This window comes from Candidatus Bathyarchaeia archaeon (assembly GCA_041447175.1).
GTDB lineage: Archaea > Thermoproteota > Bathyarchaeia > Bathyarchaeales > Bathycorpusculaceae > JADGNF01.
Genome location: CP166960.1, coordinates 1132577 through 1149859, shown reverse-complemented (window position 1 = coordinate 1149859; position 17283 = coordinate 1132577). Strand labels below are relative to the sequence as shown.

Annotated in this window: 16 protein-coding genes; 7 read left to right on the top strand and 9 right to left on the bottom strand. The window is 48.0% G+C overall.

All coding sequences use genetic code 11. The features are described 5' to 3' along the window. Window positions 1-38 precede the first annotated feature (38 nt). Together ACBZ72_05985 and ACBZ72_05980 are read left to right on the top strand one after the other, a co-directional pair. Window positions 39-752 carry a dihydrofolate reductase family protein gene (locus ACBZ72_05985; protein XES78420.1) on the top strand — a complete coding sequence of 238 codons (714 nt, stop codon included), beginning with the start codon at window positions 39-41 and terminating at the stop codon, window positions 750-752. Window positions 753-795: 43 nt separating this feature from the next. Continuing rightward, window positions 796-1056 carry a cupin domain-containing protein gene (locus ACBZ72_05980; GenBank protein XES78419.1) on the top strand — a complete coding sequence of 87 codons (261 nt, stop codon included), beginning with the start codon at window positions 796-798 and terminating at the stop codon, window positions 1054-1056. 106 nt (window positions 1057-1162) lie between these two features. Here ACBZ72_05980 and ACBZ72_05975 read toward each other — a convergent pair whose 3' ends face one another. The 7 genes from ACBZ72_05975 to ACBZ72_05945 all read right to left on the bottom strand — a co-directional run bounded on the left by ACBZ72_05975 (window position 1163) and on the right by ACBZ72_05945 (window position 6394). Further along, a complete protein-coding gene (locus tag ACBZ72_05975; protein ID XES78418.1) occupies window positions 1163-1315 on the bottom strand; it encodes a hypothetical protein in 153 nt (50 codons plus the stop codon). Next, complete coding sequence (locus ACBZ72_05970; GenBank protein ID XES78417.1) at window positions 1312-2241, bottom strand: S1C family serine protease; 930 nt, start codon at window positions 2239-2241, stop codon at window positions 1312-1314. The genes ACBZ72_05975 and ACBZ72_05970 overlap by 4 nt, the downstream gene beginning before the upstream one ends. Window positions 2242-2333: 92 nt before the next feature. After that, window positions 2334-2975, bottom strand: coding sequence for a hypothetical protein (locus tag ACBZ72_05965; protein ID XES78416.1), 642 nt, complete (start codon window positions 2973-2975; stop codon window positions 2334-2336). 110 nt (window positions 2976-3085) lie between these two features. Further along, a complete protein-coding gene (locus ACBZ72_05960; protein XES78415.1) occupies window positions 3086-4348 on the bottom strand; it encodes an ABC transporter permease in 1263 nt (420 codons plus the stop codon). Then, window positions 4345-5280, bottom strand: coding sequence for an ABC transporter ATP-binding protein (locus ACBZ72_05955; GenBank protein XES78414.1), 936 nt, complete (start codon window positions 5278-5280; stop codon window positions 4345-4347). The genes ACBZ72_05960 and ACBZ72_05955 overlap by 4 nt, the downstream gene beginning before the upstream one ends. A 192-nt stretch (window positions 5281-5472) precedes the next feature. Then, complete coding sequence (locus tag ACBZ72_05950; protein XES78413.1) at window positions 5473-5973, bottom strand: hypothetical protein; 501 nt, start codon at window positions 5971-5973, stop codon at window positions 5473-5475. Window positions 5974-6091: 118 nt separating this feature from the next. Then, window positions 6092-6394 carry a hypothetical protein gene (locus tag ACBZ72_05945; protein ID XES78412.1) on the bottom strand — a complete coding sequence of 101 codons (303 nt, stop codon included), beginning with the start codon at window positions 6392-6394 and terminating at the stop codon, window positions 6092-6094. A 279-nt stretch (window positions 6395-6673) separates the two neighbouring features. Here ACBZ72_05945 and ACBZ72_05940 point away from each other — a divergent pair, with 279 nt between their 5' ends. Further along, complete coding sequence (locus ACBZ72_05940; protein ID XES78411.1) at window positions 6674-8068, top strand: radical SAM protein; 1395 nt, start codon at window positions 6674-6676, stop codon at window positions 8066-8068. A 35-nt stretch (window positions 8069-8103) separates the two neighbouring features. Here the strand turns inward: ACBZ72_05940 and ACBZ72_05935 are convergent, their stop codons facing one another. Together ACBZ72_05935 and ACBZ72_05930 are read right to left on the bottom strand one after the other, a co-directional pair. Then, window positions 8104-8850 carry a diphthine--ammonia ligase gene (locus ACBZ72_05935; GenBank protein XES78410.1) on the bottom strand — a complete coding sequence of 249 codons (747 nt, stop codon included), beginning with the start codon at window positions 8848-8850 and terminating at the stop codon, window positions 8104-8106. A 139-nt stretch (window positions 8851-8989) separates the two neighbouring features. Continuing rightward, window positions 8990-11683, bottom strand: a complete 2694-nt coding sequence (locus ACBZ72_05930) for a hypothetical protein (protein ID XES78409.1) — start codon at window positions 11681-11683, stop codon at window positions 8990-8992. Window positions 11684-12010: 327 nt separating this feature from the next. On the opposite strand from ACBZ72_05930, the gene ACBZ72_05925 reads away from it, so the two are divergent. The 4 genes from ACBZ72_05925 to ACBZ72_05910 are packed head-to-tail and all read left to right on the top strand — an operon-like array spanning window position 12011 to window position 17282. Next, window positions 12011-12670 carry a TetR/AcrR family transcriptional regulator gene (locus tag ACBZ72_05925; protein ID XES78408.1) on the top strand — a complete coding sequence of 220 codons (660 nt, stop codon included), beginning with the start codon at window positions 12011-12013 and terminating at the stop codon, window positions 12668-12670. Next, the gene (locus ACBZ72_05920; protein ID XES78407.1) at window positions 12667-13242 is read left to right on the top strand and encodes a flavodoxin domain-containing protein; all 576 of its coding nucleotides are present in this window, start codon (window positions 12667-12669) and stop codon (window positions 13240-13242) included. The genes ACBZ72_05925 and ACBZ72_05920 overlap by 4 nt, the downstream gene beginning before the upstream one ends. Before the next feature lie 21 nt (window positions 13243-13263). Beyond that, complete coding sequence (locus tag ACBZ72_05915) at window positions 13264-14490, top strand: polysaccharide pyruvyl transferase family protein (GenBank protein ID XES78406.1); 1227 nt, start codon at window positions 13264-13266, stop codon at window positions 14488-14490. Continuing rightward, complete coding sequence (locus tag ACBZ72_05910) at window positions 14478-17282, top strand: SDR family oxidoreductase (protein ID XES78405.1); 2805 nt, start codon at window positions 14478-14480, stop codon at window positions 17280-17282. Before ACBZ72_05915 ends, ACBZ72_05910 begins: the two co-directional genes overlap by 13 nt. Window position 17283 lies beyond the last annotated feature (1 nt).

Genomic DNA, 17283 nt, shown 5'->3' with positions numbered 1-17283 from the left:
AAACGGATAGTCAATCGATGAATAGGCGTGAATGAATGGTGCCCCGCGTTATTATGTTCAACACCATCAGTGTTGATGGGTCGATAAAAGATTACGAGTTAGATATAGGCTTACATTATGAGGTTGCGGACAGGATAAAAGCTGATGCCCATTTGATTGGGTCCGAGACTGCCCGCACAGGCGTGGAATCCTTTACTGAAAATGTTCCGCCTGAAGCCCCCGCGGACTTTAACAAGCCAATTGTAAAAGAAGATGAAACCAAACCTTTTTGGGTGCTAGTTGATAGCAGAGGCAAACTCAAAGGTATGCTGCATGTGTATAGGCGTTCCTGTTACTGCAAAGACATAATCGTTATCGTTACAAGCAAAACCCCTGAAGACTACATCAACTACATGAAGGAACGCAACTTCAACATGATTGTTGCTGGCGACGAAAACATAGATTTCAAAGTTGCCCTCGATAAGCTCTCGATGTACTTTGGCGTACGAACGGTGCTCACTGACAGCGGCGGCGGGTTAACAAGTGTGCTGCTCAGTGAAGGGTTAGTGGATGAGATGGCGCTGCTGATTTCGCCTGTAATCGTCGGCAAAGAATCAACCAACCTGTTTAGGTTTTTGGAAGATAAAGTTAACTTGGAGCTCATTCGAAGTGAACGAATACGTAACAACCATTTGCTTGTGGTTTACCGAGTGCTTAGCAACATTGCTGTTCTTACTCAAAGAAACGTGAGCAGTGAACGGCAACACCTATAACCGCCAAAAACTACACTTCAATGAGCAAATTGGAGGACAAAAAATGAAACCTGCAGTGAAAAAACCCACCCAAGATGAACAGCAAGAAGCCCAAGCGTGGCCCACTTGGGAGAAAGAAGAATCTACTTTCCCATGGGAATACGACGAGCAGGAAACTTGCCTGATTCTAGAGGGCAAAGCTGAAGTTAGCTGCCCCGAGGGAAAAGTGGAGTTTGAGGCAGGCGACTACGTGGTTTTCCCTGTTGGGCTCAAATGCACTTGGGATATCAAGAAGAAAATCCGCAAACATTACAAATTCGGATAACCCTACCCCAAGTAGGTCAGCTACGTTTCCAATAGCCCCCTTCCCCTCTACGTTTTCGGGGCAGTTACTTTTTTTCGTGTAGTTAGAAAAAGGGTGTTTTCCCCGTTTAAGAAATATAGGGGATGGGCACGTAGGAGGCTTCACGTAGGCTTATGTGGGGTGTTGGTGAGGGGAAGGGTCGGTGAGGTCCAGGTGAAGGATGTAGTGGCTGTGGCGATTCTGGTGCCATAATCTCAGGTGAAGCTAAATCAGTTTTCAATCGTTTCCCTCCTCTTTGGCGGTTGGTGTGACTGTCAGGTCAAGGAGTCTTTCTTCGCGAATCACAGTGATTGTGATTTGTTTGTCTGCGACATCTTCCGAGAGCAGCCGTGGCAGGTCATAGAATTCGACAACGGGTTTTCCGTTAAACGCCACAATGACGTCTCCCATGGTTACTCCCGCTAATCGGGCTGGTCCGCCGGCTTCCACCTGAAACACCATCACGCCTGTCTCCTGATCTAAACCTGCTTCGTCTTGAATCTCCTGCGGAAGAGCTACCGTGTTGGCTATGAGTCCAAGGTATGCTTTGGTGGGTTTTTTGCCTGTTAAGAGGCGGTCAGTTACGGTTTTGACTTTGTTGACGGGGATGGCGATGCCGCGTTGCCAGACGTAGGCGGTGTTTATGCCGATAAGGTTGCCTTCGGCGTCCACGAGGGGTCCGCCGCTAAATCCTGGGTTGAGTTTGGCGTCGGTGGCGACGACGTTTTCCATGGATGTTCCTCTAAAGCCCCTTACGGAGCCTTCGGGGTTTGTGATTATGCCTGTGGTTGCGGTTGGTTGTTTACGGTTAAACGGGTTTGCTACGGCTAAGATGAATTGTCCAGTGCTGAGTTTGTCGCTGTCTCCCAGAGTGATGGGTTCAAAGTTGCCTTGTTCTACTTTGAGTAAGGCGAGGTCGTTGTATGGGTCTGCACCGACAACGTGGGCTTCAAAGGTTCTTTCACCCTGTCCTACTCGGACGGCGCTGCATCCCTGCAAAACATGATTGCAGGTGACGATGTATCCTTGCTTGTCCAGAACGACTCCTGTGCCCCTTGACATGCGGGCGTTGACGCTGACGACGCTTTTGGAGAGTTTCTGCACGAGAGCGGATGTGGCGTCGCTGAACGATTTGAGGAATTCTAAACTGTTAACCAGTTGAGTCATGCTTGTTGCACCTCTACAGAATATAATGGGCAAAATGGTATTTGTTGACTAAGACACTGCAGAAGTCCATCACAAAAGAAGGGTGGAAAATTTTAGGCGGGCATATAGTAGAAGTCTTGACTTCCAAAATAGCCAACATGCCTAGCCACAGGTGTCTGCGCATGCGAGCGGGCGCTAAGCTTGCTTATGTGCGTCATCAACTGATACGCCGCCTTCAACGCAAGATTTTGGTCATACCCATGCAGGTATTTAGCTTCAATTGACAGCGCATTTAACGTGACTTTGGCGTCGATTTGGATGGCGCCATCTTCAGTGACCCATTTTAACGCAATGCCTTCCTGATTTTCTGAGAGCCCCAACCATCTCAGCAGCCCAAACCATCGTCCCCGCAGGTTCTCAACCAACGCTTCCACGGGCAAGTCGGAGGGCAAAAACGTCTGCAGCAGCATCACTCTTGAACCGCCATTGTTGCCTGCTTGGTGGCGGAGTTTTTTGGCGATTTCCTTTGTTACAGTGTAGCCCTCGCTGCTTTTTTTGATAACGCCTTCAGCTTCAAGGCGGCTAAGGATACGTGAGAGGGTTTCGGGGTGCATGCCGAGTCGGCGTTTGAGTCCTTCAAAGGTGAAGAAGTGGAATTCTTCTTCGCCCAGAAACTCAACGACATCTACGTCGCGTTCGCTAAGGGACCATTCGGGGAACCCCTGCAACGTGACATCTAACAAAGGAATTATCATGTTAACTCTTTTCTAGCTTAGAAGTGACTTTTGAAGGTTACTCTGAGAATCAGAATAAATGCAAGAAAAACATATCCTTCTTTAAAACAAAAATAAAGAAGAGAGAAATGCTATTTTTCTCTCCATCGGGTAACTTTAACCCCTATCAAGATGAATGCCACGGCGAGTACGCCTACAATTGCCATGTTGTAGATTATGGTGTCGGCGAAGTGTGTTATCATTGTTGCTTTGAGTCCCTCGGCGAAGTAGGTTAAGGGCAGCACTTTTGAGAACGCCTGAAGGTAAGATGGCATTATCTCTAGCGGGAAAAATGTGCCTGACAGGAACATCATTGGGAAAGCAACTGCATTTCCGATAGCGTTGGCAGCTTCGATGTCTTTAATTACGCCTGAGAATATCATGCCGATACCTGAAAACATGACGGAGCCCAAGAAAATCAGCAGAATGGTTAAGGCATCTGGGATCACGCGGACGTCAAAGAGGACCCAGCCAATACTAATCGTGATGAAGCTTAAGATCAGGTTAAGCAGGGTTTGGCTGAGGATGCATCCAAGGATCCAGTCCATTTTGGTCAGAGGCGTGATTGAGAGGCGTTTTATGATGCCGCGTCGCTTAAATTCTGTGTTGGTTGAGGTTAAGCCGATAATGCCGTTGGTCATGATGAAAGCTGCAGTGATTCCCGGAATATAGAAGTCGATGGTTCGAAACTGCGTGCTCGAAACAGCTTCGTGGTCTATAACGATGACGTTCTCGGCGCCTATCAACTCATAGTTGAAGGCGTTTGTCACACTCGATACGATGCTTTGTACTACGCCAGCCGATTGGTCGGAGGAGTCCAGCATGAGCGTTAAGGACGCGTTGATGTCCGGGAAGGCTTGGGTAAACTCTTCCATCTGGCTGAAGCCTTCCTGAAGCATGATTTTTTCGGTGTCGTTCATATAAGGCGAGAAATACTCGTAGGTCCTGTTCAGAGTGTCTAAGCATATGCCCACTCTAACCCCCATGGTGCCGTTAAGCACGTCATCTTGGAATCCCTCCGAAATTATAAGGACGCGTATGTCTCCGCCAAGGGCACCTAACTCTTCCTGTGCGTAGTCGGTTGCGTTCTCGTCTGCTGGCACATGGTTTAAGGCGAAGGTTTCGGTGCTGTTTAATGCGGTTATGAAGGCGTTTGAAAGCTCGGTTGGTTGCCCGTCTGCTGTGAGGTCTTGGTTTTGCACAAACAAACGGTATTGGCTGGCGCCGCCTGTGCCTCCAAATATGGAGCCAAACACGACCAGCAGCAAAATTGGGAACATGATGCTAAAGAAGAGTCCCGCACGGCTGCGCAGCCAGTTTTTGGTGACGGCTTTGAAAACGGTTATGACTCTCATTGTTTAAGGTCCCCCTCGTCCGTTATTCGAGTGCCTGTAATTTTGAGGAACACGTCCTCAATTGTGGGGGTCTGAATTTCAACATCACTGCTCACCTTCATATTCGTCAGGTTCCCCATAATGCGCCAAAGCTCGTCTACGTTATCGATTTTTATCTCGATGTCTCCTTCGCCGTTGAGGTTGATTTGGTCATAATTGGCTTTCAGGATGTCAGCCAACGTTTTGGGCGCTTTGCGTATGATTAGGATTTTGAGTCCACCGTATTTGGAGATAAGTTCCTGTGCGGAGCCGCTGGCGACGATTTTGCCTTTGTCAATGATGGCTATGCGGTCAGCCAGCGTTTGGGCTTCCTCCATGTAATGAGTGGTGAGGAACACGGTTTTGCCCAGCTTTTTCAGGTTTGAAATCACCGACCACACATCTCGCCGCGCTTTGGGGTCTAAACCAGTTGTGGGTTCATCTAAGAAGACCAGTTCAGGGTCACTTACCAACGCAGCGGCAACACCGACCCGCTGTTTTAATCCCCCTGAGAGGCTGTCAAACTTGGCTTTTGCTTTGTCTTGCAAGTTTAGCATCTTGATGACTTCGTCGATATTGATATGTTTCTCGTACATGTCGCCGATGAGGCTGATGTTCTCCCTCACGGAAAGCTTGTCAAGGGCGTTGAAGTCTTGAGGTAGCACGCCGATGCGTTTCTTAATCTCCTTGACCTCCGACTCTCGGGTTACGTCGTAGCCGCAGACCTTTGCCGAGCCACCTGTGAGCGGGCGGATGCACTCCAAAATTTCTACGGTAGTGGTTTTGCCTGCGCCGTTGGGTCCCAGAAAAGCGAAAACTTCGCCTTCGCGAACGGTAAAAGAAATATCATTGACGGCTTGGAACTCGCCGTACTCTTTAACTAGCGAATTAACTTCTACTATGTCTCCTGTCAATTCTCCTGTATCTCCCTTTCAGAAACGCCCAAGTTTATGATTCATTGTCCATTTAAAACTTTTGAATAATCTAAAATGAGCTGTTTTAATTGTAGTAGTGAAGTGTGGTTTCTGTTTTCTACGGTTTACAGGTGGGGACTATGGTCCAGTTGGTGAGTGCTGAGCCGCGGTAATGCAGGTCTTCTGAGACGTTCACGTATTTACCGTTTTCAATGTTGCCCATGCGATTTGGGTGTCTTGTATGGAAACGTTGCCCCGATACAAAGTCACGTGGAGGCTGCAGTTGTGGGCAGGTACCGCACCCACGTTCCAGACTTCACCCTGAATGTACAGGCGCATGTCGGAGGCGTCCCAGTTGCAGTCCCTGTTGCCCAACAACGTGACCAAACGGGGCTGCAAAAAATCGTCAGCCTGATTTTGGAGCATTATGTTTTGAGTTTGGAGCGCTGAATTGTTTTCGTGAAGCTCTTTGTTTACTGCTTTGAGGGCTGCGTTTTCTGTTTGGAGCTCCAAGTTTTCTGTCAAAAGCGTCGCGCTCTGGTTTTGCAGGGTGCCCAGTTGGGTTTGGAGGTCTGCCACTTGCGTCTGCAGTTCCAAAGCTGCAACTGTGGTTTGGGTAATGAGGTAACCTACGGGTAACCCAACCAACGCTCCCAAAAGGGTGCCCATAAGCACCCAGACAGCGGGCTTCATGTTTGCACCACAATTTAGAAGGGCTCTATGGTTTATTGTTGGTTGCGGAACAAATCGTTCCACACAAGGAACAATGTCGAAAACATTAAGACAAACCAAGCCTTTTACTAGAGCTTACCTATAAGACAACATTTAATAACTGCAGAATTTCCCGATAAGCCCGCATAGTGGCCTGCTCATCCGTCGTGTTCTTCAAAAGCATCCGTCCACCATCAAACAAGCTGACCTCCAGCTTGTCATAATCAAAAATGGTCGCCATCTGGGACTTCATGCGCACCTTGCAGCGGTTTTTCTTGATGCGTTCTTGGGCTTCGCTCATTTTGAACTTCATGGGCTGATTTGGGGTAATGTCCGCGGTTTTGCCGCCGCAAAGCCAAACCACTTTCACGGGCAGGTTAAATGCGGAGTTTTCGTCAGCCATCCACGTGTTCACCATCAAGTTAACACCCCTATAGAGCTACCGTTGGCTTATGAACGTTGCCACAAACTGCCCAAAAGTTTTCTGCTCCAAAACCTCCACTGGTCCGAAGCATGCGTGCTCAATAATGCTTATAAAATTCGCAAGATATCAAGCTGATATGCAATGTCCGCGTTTGGGGCACAACCGCACCAGCCTATCGGGAAAACCCCTCAAATTTGGTCAGAATTGCCCCAAGCAACCCTCAACCACACATTTCCCTTTTACTTGGAGAACCCGCCTATGACCATACTGCTCATGACCACTGCGCCACCCTCAGACGCACCCTGGTACCTCGGGAAAAAATTGCCCCCGCTTGGCTTGTCCTTTGTTGCGGGCGCGTTGGAGAAAGCTGGCTTTGATGTGCAGGTTCTAGACAACTACATGCTAAAAAAAACCATACGCGAAGTCCAAGAACTCGTCCAAAAGCTGAATCCCGAAATTGTGGGCATAACCTGTGGTTCAGCAACTTTTCGCCGATGCGTTGAAACCTCTAAAGCCATCAAAGCCGTTTTGCCCAACTGCAAAATCGTGGTTGGCGGATGGCACGCATCCTACGTTCCCGACAGCATCCTAGAAATCCCAGAAATCGACTATGTTGTCATGGGTGAAGGCGAACAAGCCATGGTAGAGCTTGCCACCACCTTAACCCAAAGAAACGGCGGCGGCAAACCCCTTTTAGCTATTGCGGGCTTAGGCTACAAACTCGACGGAAAAATCATGAAAAACCCGCCCCAATTCATCAAAGACCTTGACCAAGTGCCCATACCCGCAAGGCACCTGCTGCCTATGGAGCTCTACGACCGAACCATAGAGTTTCTAAGCGTCAAACCCGCTGACACCATGAGTATCGTACGCGGCTGCCCCTTCAACTGTGCTTTCTGCGAAACCAAAAAACTTTGGGGAAACGCCTGTCGCACCTTCAGCCCAAACCACGTTGTTGACGAGATTCAGTATCTGCAAGAAAAGTACAATTCCAAAGGCATCTACTTCATCAACGACAACTTCACCATCAAAAAGCAAGTTACTGAAGGCATCTGCGACGAAATCAACCGTCGCCACATCGACATCCGCTGGGCATGCGACACACGTCCAGACCTGATTTCAAAGGAACTTTTGCACAAAATGCACAAGGCTGGATGCGAAACCATCTGGTTTGGTGTTGAATCAGGTTCTCCACGTATACTGGAGCGGCTAAACAAACGGATAACCCTTGAACAAGTAAAACAAGCCGTGAAGATGTGCCGCAAAGAACACCTGCAAGTCGCGTGCTCCTTCATCATGGGCATCCCTGGCGAAACCGTTGAAGACATGGAAAAGTCCCTACAGTTCGCCATTAAACTAGACCCTGACTGGTGCAGGTTCAACATTTACGTGGCTTACCCAGACAGCGTCCTCTACGATGAAGTCAAACAAAACAAGCTCTACAACCGCGAAGAAGACTTCTTGCTTTACGTGAAAACTGATGATTTCGATTATGAGTCTTTGACTAAAATCCAGATGCGTTTCCACATGGCGTTTAGCCGCTCACCCCGAAGAATTCTCCGTAAAATCCGCCGCGAAGGTTTCTTTACAACGCTAAAACAAAGCTATAAACTTGTACGTCCGCCTAAACCTGAGAAATACACTGGCGAATAACTCGCCAAGTAACTTTCTTGGCGCCTTATGAATGCCTATTGGGGTTCTGCGTTTTTCTTGGGTCTTAGAACTGCTTCTTCAATGTCCAAGTACAAGAAGTCGCCTTCCCGATACGGCGAACCCCCAAAATCCACAACCTTATTGCGTTTAGTGAACTTGGTAATCTCAATGGACTGCTTAAACAACGGTGCATCTAACGTCGTAGAGTGGTACTCGCCAGGTTCACCTGAAACATCTATGCCCTTGCCGGCTGGACCCACGAGTGGCTTCATGTCCTCAATACATTGCTTGTCAATCTTGCGTCCCAACCATTCAGGCGTAAAATACCGCTGGTCAACACAGCTCATGATCGCCTTAACACCCGTTGATAGCTCCATGTTCATGATGCGTTTACGGTAGCGGCTGCCTGGAATCAAGTTTAACGGTCTGTCCCACAAGGGCATGATTAGTTTCATGTCCAATTTTTTGCAGGCTTCCCTCCAAACCCTCCTGTGATGCACGTTATCAATGTCGCCAGTGACGATAGCTTCAACCTTTTGCTCTTTGTGCAGCCGTTCCAGAGTTCCCATGATGTCGTCGTAACGGTTGTCAGTGATTTTCACAAAAACATGCGGCACACCAAGCGCCTTAACCTGCTGCTCAATGACCTTGAAGCTGTGAAAAATGTAGGGCTCCATGTAAACGTAGGTGACTAGGCACGCGACTTCGTGACCTTGTTCAATGATTTTGTGGTACGCGGTGCAGCAGTCCTTGCCGCCACTCCAGTGGACAACAACTCTCACTCATTTCCCATCCGTGCTGAACAAAAACAAGCCTGCAAATGTGTATTAAACCTTTTTGCCCACCTACAAAAAAACCTGAAAAACGGCTACGCTTCAACAATTCTGGGAACAAAAAAAGAAGAAGGAAAGAAGGGTTTTATTAACGTCTTCGAAGGATGACTGCCGCTGCAATTACCGCAATTATGATTACAATTGCAATTATGGCTATGTAGACTGTGACGGGGGTGCCTCCAGTCGGCGAAGGCGCACTTGTTGGGGTGGATGTCAAACTGGGCGAAACTGCTGGGCTACCTGTTCCAGTGGGTGGCGCTGATGGTGTGGGGGTTTGACCGCCTCCCGCAGCTGACGGTGAAACGCCAACAGAGATTTGATTATATGATGGCCAGTAGGAATCGCTTCCTTCAAAGGTCGCAACAATCTTGTATATGCCTGTCGATGGTGGAGTCCACAGCATGTTAAACGTGCCAAAAGCATCGCTCATAACTGTGCCAATTTCCAGTGGGTTACCGTCAGGGTCAAAGGCTGCTAAAAGCACTGGAACTCCTTCAACGTCTGCGGGGCATTCCTGTTGCTGGTAGATGTAGTTCATGTAGACGCCTTGGTATTTATCGGCAACTAACGGAATGAAGTTAAATTCGCCCGTTGCCATTTTCTGTCTAGCTCCAGCAGATATGTCGCCTACTGTTCCTTGTATCAGTATTTCTGTCCCTGGTGCTTGAACTGTTGATATCTGTGACAACGTTACTTCGCTGGGTCCTTTACCCATGGCGTAGATTTGGTTGTCATAGCAGTTGTGAGCTACGTATATGCCGTCAGCGATAACTGGTTGTTCCCACCAGCCTGTAACGTTCCACAATTGCTCGCCTGTTTTGTAGTCAAGAGCATACAAGCCTTCGCCTTGGTAGAGCGGTTCAACTCCGTTGCCGTGGTCACTGGTCTGCGTAAACAGTTTACCATCCATAATGGTGATGCCGTTGTAGGTTGGCCACACACCATAAGGTGTGTTGAGCCCTGCATCGCCTGTGCTGAAATTCCACAAATACTCGCCAGTCGTGACATTGTATGCGTGGACAAAACCGTCGTAGCCCCAGTTAAACATGTAGCCGTCTGGAGTCACAATTTTGCTCTCCCAGTTGTACAAAGCAAAACCGTTGGTGTTTAATGGTTCAGTAGAATACATGAATTCTCCATTTTGAAGGTTCCAAGTGAAGAACTGCAGCGATTCCTTACACCAAAGAGGCAATATGCCACCCTCATAGATTTGACGCGCCGAACTGATAACGTTTGCAAAAATCGCTGTGCCGTTCTCTGGGAATTGTGTCGTAACATCTATTGTTGTTGGTCCAAACATTTTTTCGCCGGTCGTCATGTCGTAAGCAACCCAAGTGCTGACCTGCGGGAACGTCAAAATTGCTGCTGTCCCGTTGTAGATGTACATGGTGTTATCGTAGCCTACTTGCCCGATAGAGCCGCCAACTGGAAAGTCTTCCAGCTCGGTGACTAGTTGTCGTCCATCAGTGTTAACTTCTGCAAACGTGCTATATGCCTGCAGGTAAAGCGAGGAGTTTCCTGTTGCATTCAAAACCGAACCCGTATACGCTACTGGGCGCCACTGCCAAGCATTTGAACCCGTGCTGGTGCCCGTTGGTCCATCTGGAGCCGTTGGAATACACTTGCTCGAGTTCCATATCGTCAGTGTCGGTGGAGTTGCAGTGGAGTTGACACTGTAAACCAGGACGTCTCCATTGCCTTTGGGTGATTCTCCATAAAAGTTGCTATTGAGCAGAATTGTTCCACTGGGCACGCCCTCAATGGTGAATATGTATTGGCCTGTGTACGCATCGAACATCCGCCATGTTGTACCTTTAGTTTCCCACAGGTAGGCTAATGCGCCGGCTTGGTTGGGGGAGATGTAGTTGTAGATTTGACCAAAAGACAGAGTTGCATTTGGAATGGTGAAAATGGTGCTGCCATCAACCATATCAACGCATACAATCGTGTTTACATCAGTTGAAGTCATGGGTTCTTCAGCGACAATTTCGTTGTAGTACAATCGTCCGCTGATGACCACTGGCGGCTTGAAAAACTGCTCATATGACCTGCCGTCATGGAACTGCGCGCTGTCAAGTGCGCCGCCAACTGAGCCTCCAAAAGTCAACTCTTTAGTCCACAGGACATGTGCCGAGTCAGGTGCAGTGCCGTAGGGAACGTAGCATGCGCCTTGGTCAAACTGGCGAGAGGTGCTATCCCATGCTGCCATGAGCCAGTTGTTGGAGATGCTTTCCCACGCGTAGTTTTGGTTGTTTATTGGTCGGGTCCAATAGCTGCTGGGGGCAGGATTACCAATTAAAATGGGTAAAGCGTCCTCTTGGACTGTGAGAATCAATGGGTCACTCTCGCTGGGCAGATAGGTTGTGTCTGGAACTGGACCAAAGGGGCCAGTGCCTGCGGGTGTGAATTCTCCAGGATACTTGAAGACTAAGGTGTACTCGCCAAGCTCCTCAGGGGTAAACACAAAAAAGGCTGCGCTGACAGGGTCTGCAGTGAATGGCCCAAACGTTTCTACGCTTCCATCAGGTTTGGTTACGTCAACGGTGAAGTTGTGGAATCTTTCTCCTCCTGCACCGCCTGCTGTTGGCTGAACATTTGAGAGGAAGAAGCTTACTGCGACTTCTTGACCTAGACCCGCGGGGTTGGGGCTTGCTGCAATGAACGCGTATGTTGCCTGTACATTTTCCTGTGTATTGACTGCACCGATGCTTATGCTAACAACTGAAAACGCCAATAGAAATATTGCAAAAACCGCATAAAACCTAGCTTTCTGATTGTTCATTTAATTTTCTCCTAAAATCCGGTGAATAAATTTTGAACACGTGAACAGATAAACCTTTCTCAAGCCGCCCGTCTGCAGACAGAATTGTGTTAAACCTTTATTGTTGACGGTGACTATGTTTTCTTGCCGGATGATGAGAAGGCATTTATTTGACCCTTGTGGGATGACAACTCAGAGTTACTCGGACGGCACCTGTGGCTTTGTGTAGTGGTCTTTTTTTGTTCTAGGGTGTGGTTCGTTTTTGCGGTTAGCTAACGGTGGTTGGCTTTATATGGGTCTTCTGTACACAGCATTAAAGCTAACAATCGTTAGCTTTGGTGAATTGGTTTGACCCAAAAACGAAAAACAGGCAGACCCACAAAAACCCCCGGACAAAAAACAACCCCAGAAAAAATAATCGATGCCGCCATAGACCTCTTTGCACAAAAAGGCTACAACAACATATCCATAAGAAACATCGCAGCCGCCGTAGGCATCAAAGAAAGCTCCATATACAAACACTACGCAAGCAAAAACCAAATCCTCCAAAAAATCCTCCAGTATCCCCTGACAAGAATATACACAATAGCTGAACGAGACGACACAACAGAACAACTCATCACCAAAATGGGCGTCGACGGCTTCTTATCCGAATCAGGAACGGTGTTCACAAACTGGATAACCGACCCCACCACAGTCAAAGTTCTGAGAATTTTCTACATCGAGCTATACCACAATGACCAAATCATGCAGTCATACGTTAATTTGGTTAATCAAGGCGAAATGTTTTGGGCTTCAGTCTTCAATAAAATGATGAAGCAGGGTCTCATCAAACCTGCTGACCCTCAAATGCTTGCCTCAGAATTTTTGGCGGTCTTTTGGACCGCATTCACTGACTACTTCCTCGTGCAGTATGGTCGAACATCCGGTTCTTTTATGGACCTGCACTCGGCTTCTTTAGCTCGTCATACCGAGTATTTCCTGAAGACAGTAGGTGAATCAAAATGAACACCGAATCCAAGAAAGCAATACTTGTTTACGCCACACGGTATGGCGCGACAAAGAGCACCTCAGAGGAAATCGCCAAAGTTCTTCGAGAACACAGTTTTGAAACACGAATCGTAAATGCGAAGGAAGAAAAAGTAAAGGACCTTTCCGAATACGATTTGGTGGTTGTTGGGAGTGGCATGGCGATGGGCAACTGGGTTGGCGAAGCCGAGGCTTTTCTGAAAGAATTCCACAGCGGCTTTGAAGCCAAAAAGTTGGCGCTATTTATCAGTTCATTGAAGCCTGTTGAGGAGAAAGAGGGAAAAACAGCTATAGTTGCGAAAATAAGAAAAGTTGGGTTAGACGACAAAATCTTAAAGTACCAACTCAAGCCTATATCGGTGGGTTTCTTTGGTGGGATTTTGGACTACAACAAGATGGGATTCCTAACACGAAAAGCTATGAAAACAGGCTACAAGGCGCAACTTCAAAAACACGGCTTCAAAGAGGTTGAGTCTGGCGTCTACGATTTGCGTGATTGGGACGAAATTAGAAGTTGGGCAACAGAGCTCGCAAAAAAAGCCCAGAACTGACAAACATTCGAGGGGGTCAATTTGAAGCCGAAGATTTTGCTCGTTGGTTATAATGGGGCAAACAACACAGGGGCTGAAGCCAAACTGCTTGTTAGCATTGATGAGATACGTTCAGTTCTGGGTCCAGACGTCTGCGTCACTGTCCCAACTCTTAACGAAGCAAATCTGCGGCGATACCTGCAAGAGGGACCAAATCTAAAAATCAGACCTATCCGCCCTTCGCTTTTCTTCGTAGACCTTAAGAAGTTGGTTAAAGAACATGATTTCGTCGTTTTGGTCGAAGGCAGCTGCTACATGGACACTTGGAGCTCAGTTCTCCTCTGGTCATACTTGCTTGCTACAAGATACGCTCATGCAATGAAAAAACCCTGCATTTCTTACGCTGTTGACGCTGGCCAAGCATCCCGATTTAACCGCTGGTTAATTCGACGCGAGGCACGTAAAACCTGCCTCATACTCGCCCGAACCAAAAACGCCGCTCAACGGCTCCGAAACTGGAACGTGCAAGCCCCAATTCAAGTCACAGCTGACAACGCCTTTGCTTTTCAGCCCAAACCCCAAGACCAAAACCTGCTCAAACGCGTTTGGCCTGAGGCATCACATGTGGTGGGGGTGGCAGCAGAGGACATTTACTTGTGGCCCGTGCGAATCAGACCTTGGGGCAAAAAAGCGTATTGCTACCGATGGCCCTACTATTTCCAAAATTCAAAGGAGTGCCGCATGAAAAGTGATTTGCTTGTTGATGTTCTTGCTGTTCAAGCTGACGAAATGGTTGAACGATACGATAAAGACATAGCTCTTCTTAGCATGGAGGGGTTGGATACTGTTTTCATAAATAAACTTCAACAGCAAATGAAGCATGCCGACCGAACCAAAGTGTTCAGCTCCACTCAATATAATGCTTCGCAAATGACTAGCATACTGCGAAGTTTAGATTTACTGGTCACTTCCCGGTATCATGCGGGGGTTCTTTCTTTACATAGTCATGTTCCGCAGACGGCTATCGGACATGACCTGCGAATTAAAGACTTTTACTCTGATTTAGACATACCCGAATTGTATGTTGACCACGAAGACCCCGACCGATACAAAGTCTTACATGACAACGTGGAAGCCCTCTTCAACCATTACAACACGATAAAAACTAAGCTCCAAAAAGGCTACGCCTGGTATCTAGAGCTTGAGAAACGAAATGTCCCTCTGCTTCGAGCCTTTTTAGAAGCAAACTTTTCGGAGTGGTTAGATTGAAAACCATCCTGCTTACTGGAGCCAACGGGTTTATAGCTACCCATATTGCTAGGGCTCTTGTTGCCGACGAGGCTGTGGTTATTTTTGCGTTAGTGCGAGCCAACGATGTGCCCAGTGCTCAAGCAAAGTTAGCTCGCGAATGGTGGGATTACCCCGAACTAACCCGTGCTTTAGGAACACGAATCCACGCAATTCCCGGGGACATCAGCCAACCAAATTTCGGAATCGACCAAACAGAGTACCTGAGCCTCGCTGCGAAAACAACCTACATAATACACACTGCCGCTGACTGGCGTTTGCTTCCGCTTGAGGAACTCCGAAAAACCAACGTTCAAGGAACCGCTAACGTAATCGCCTTTGCCAAAGAAGCAAACAAACACCACCGCTTAGAACGTTTGTCTCACCTCTCTACGGCTTATGTGGCAGGAGCCGCAACAGGCACCATATTGGAGAACCAGTTGACTGACAAGTTTGGTTTTTTTACTGCTTATGAGCAGAGCAAATACCAAGGCGAACTGCTGGTGCACTCTGCCCAGAAGGACCTGCCCGTGTCCATCTTTCGTCCGTCAATGGTTGTGGGTGATTCAAAAACAGGCGCTATCAAAACCTTCAACACTTTTTACTTCCCTTTGCGGCTTTTCTTGATGGGTAACCTTCGGTTTATGCCTGTCAGCCGCTCCTTGAGAATTAACATTGTTCCGGTCGACTATGTTGCAAAAGCTGTTGTGCAGCTAACTTTTGAGCCTAAAGCGGCTGGGCAGACTTTTCATGTGGTCTCGCCGTATGAGTCGCTGCCACGGCTTGGTGACCTTCTGGATTTTGTGCAGAACTGGGCAAAAACAGAATTAGCCTGTACCCTGCCAACCCCCATCTGCTTGCCTATGTCGGCGTCCTCCATGAAGACCCTGCTTAAGCTCCAACGAGCCTTCACAGGCAACCACAAAGTCTCCGACGCCCTTATCGCCCTTTCACCCTACTTTAGTGAAAACCGCCGTTTCAGCCGAGAAAACCTCGACTGCCTTTTGGGACCTTACGATTTTAAGTGGCAGGAAATACTGCCCAACCTGCTTGACTACGCAGTTTACAACAGTTTCATGCATCGCTTCAGTCACACCGTGTTTGAGCAAGTTCTTTTTCGGTTAGAAAGCAAAAGCTACCCCGTCACCTACTTCGACCTAATTGAGGGAAAAGCGGTAAAGAAATCTGCTTTAGAGATGCACCGAGACATTTTGGCTCTGACCAGTGCCATGAAAACTTTTGGGGTTAATGCGGGGGACCGTGTGGCGTTGACTGGGCTGAACAGTTCCCGATATTTAGCTGTGGACATTGCCATAGGACTCGTTGGTGCGGTGAGCGTTCCGCTCTACTATACGGCGCCGCCCGTTGACGTTAATGATGTTTTAAAAGCAAGTGGCGCAAAACTTTTCTTTATTGGCATGCCGCGGTTGCTTGCTCGAGCCGATGAACTAACGCCAGATGTGTCAATAGTTTCCATTTGTCATGTTCCAACATCTCCAGATGTTAAACGAGCTGTTGTTTCGTGGGGCGACTTTCTTTCTCAAGGCAAAGACCCCGTCGTGTTTAAGGCGCCTGTTGGGTTTGGGGACATAGCAACTCTTCGGTACTCTTCAGGAACCACTGGTATGCCTAAAGGCGCCATCTTTACCCATCATAGCCTTCGGTACATGGCAGAATCTTTAGTGTCCATCACCCCGTGGAAAACACGAACTCGAAAATGCAGTTACTTGTCCTTTCTGCCTATGGGGCACGTTGTTGAAGGCATCTTGGCTGCTTATTCTCCATACTTTGCCCCTGCACCTTTGGAGATTTATTTCTTGGAAGACTTTAGAAAACTCCAAGAAACACTCCCAACCGTTAGACCCAACATCTTTTTCGCGGTTCCTCGTATCTACGAGAAAATCTGGGAAGCCTTAAAAACCAATCCGTTGGGCAGATTTTACCTAAAAACCAAGAGCGCTCTGCTTAAACGGGTGACCAGAAGGCTGCTGAGGAGCATGTTGCTTAAGCGAGCTGGTCTAAATAAATGTGCCCAACTTATCACGGGGTCCGCAAGTTCCAGCCGTGAACTTCTGGAAAACTACCGTAGCTTGGGCGTTGAAATTCACGATGCTTATGGATTAACTGAAGCGCCGTTGGTGACTTTGAATCGGCTGGGACGAAACAGGTTGGGCACTGTGGGAGAGCCTATGCCTTTTACCGAGGTTAAGATAGCTGACGATGAAGAAATACTGGTTAGGGGTCCTCAAGTTACTGTGGGCTATTTTGATGAGTCAATGGCGTCTCCCCTGAAAGACAGCTGGTTACTGACGGGTGACACTGGCAAATTAACGGCTGAAGGCAGCCTCATCATTTATGGACGTAAAAAAGAAATCCTCAAAACCTCCTATGGCAAATGCATCTACTCCGAAAAAATCGAAGGCATGCTACGGGAATTGCCCTTCGTATCGGAAGCGTTGCTGGTGGGCGAATCCAAACCATACTGCTCCGCAATAGCTTGGGTAGACAAGGCGCACTACGACCATACAACGCTTTCTGCCATTGATGAAGCTATTGAAGAAATGAATCGTCGCCTCTCAAACCCAGAAAAGATAAAGAAATGGGCAATTCTTGTAAATGATTTAAGCGTTGACGGTGGTGAGTTGACGCCAAACCTGAAGCTGAAGCGTCGGGTGGTTTCTCAGAAACTCGAAAAAATCATAAACTCCTTTTACAGTGGTGTGTCCCCTGAAGGTGAAGTGCACCTCGGCGGGGTCGAAAAACCCGGTGGATAGC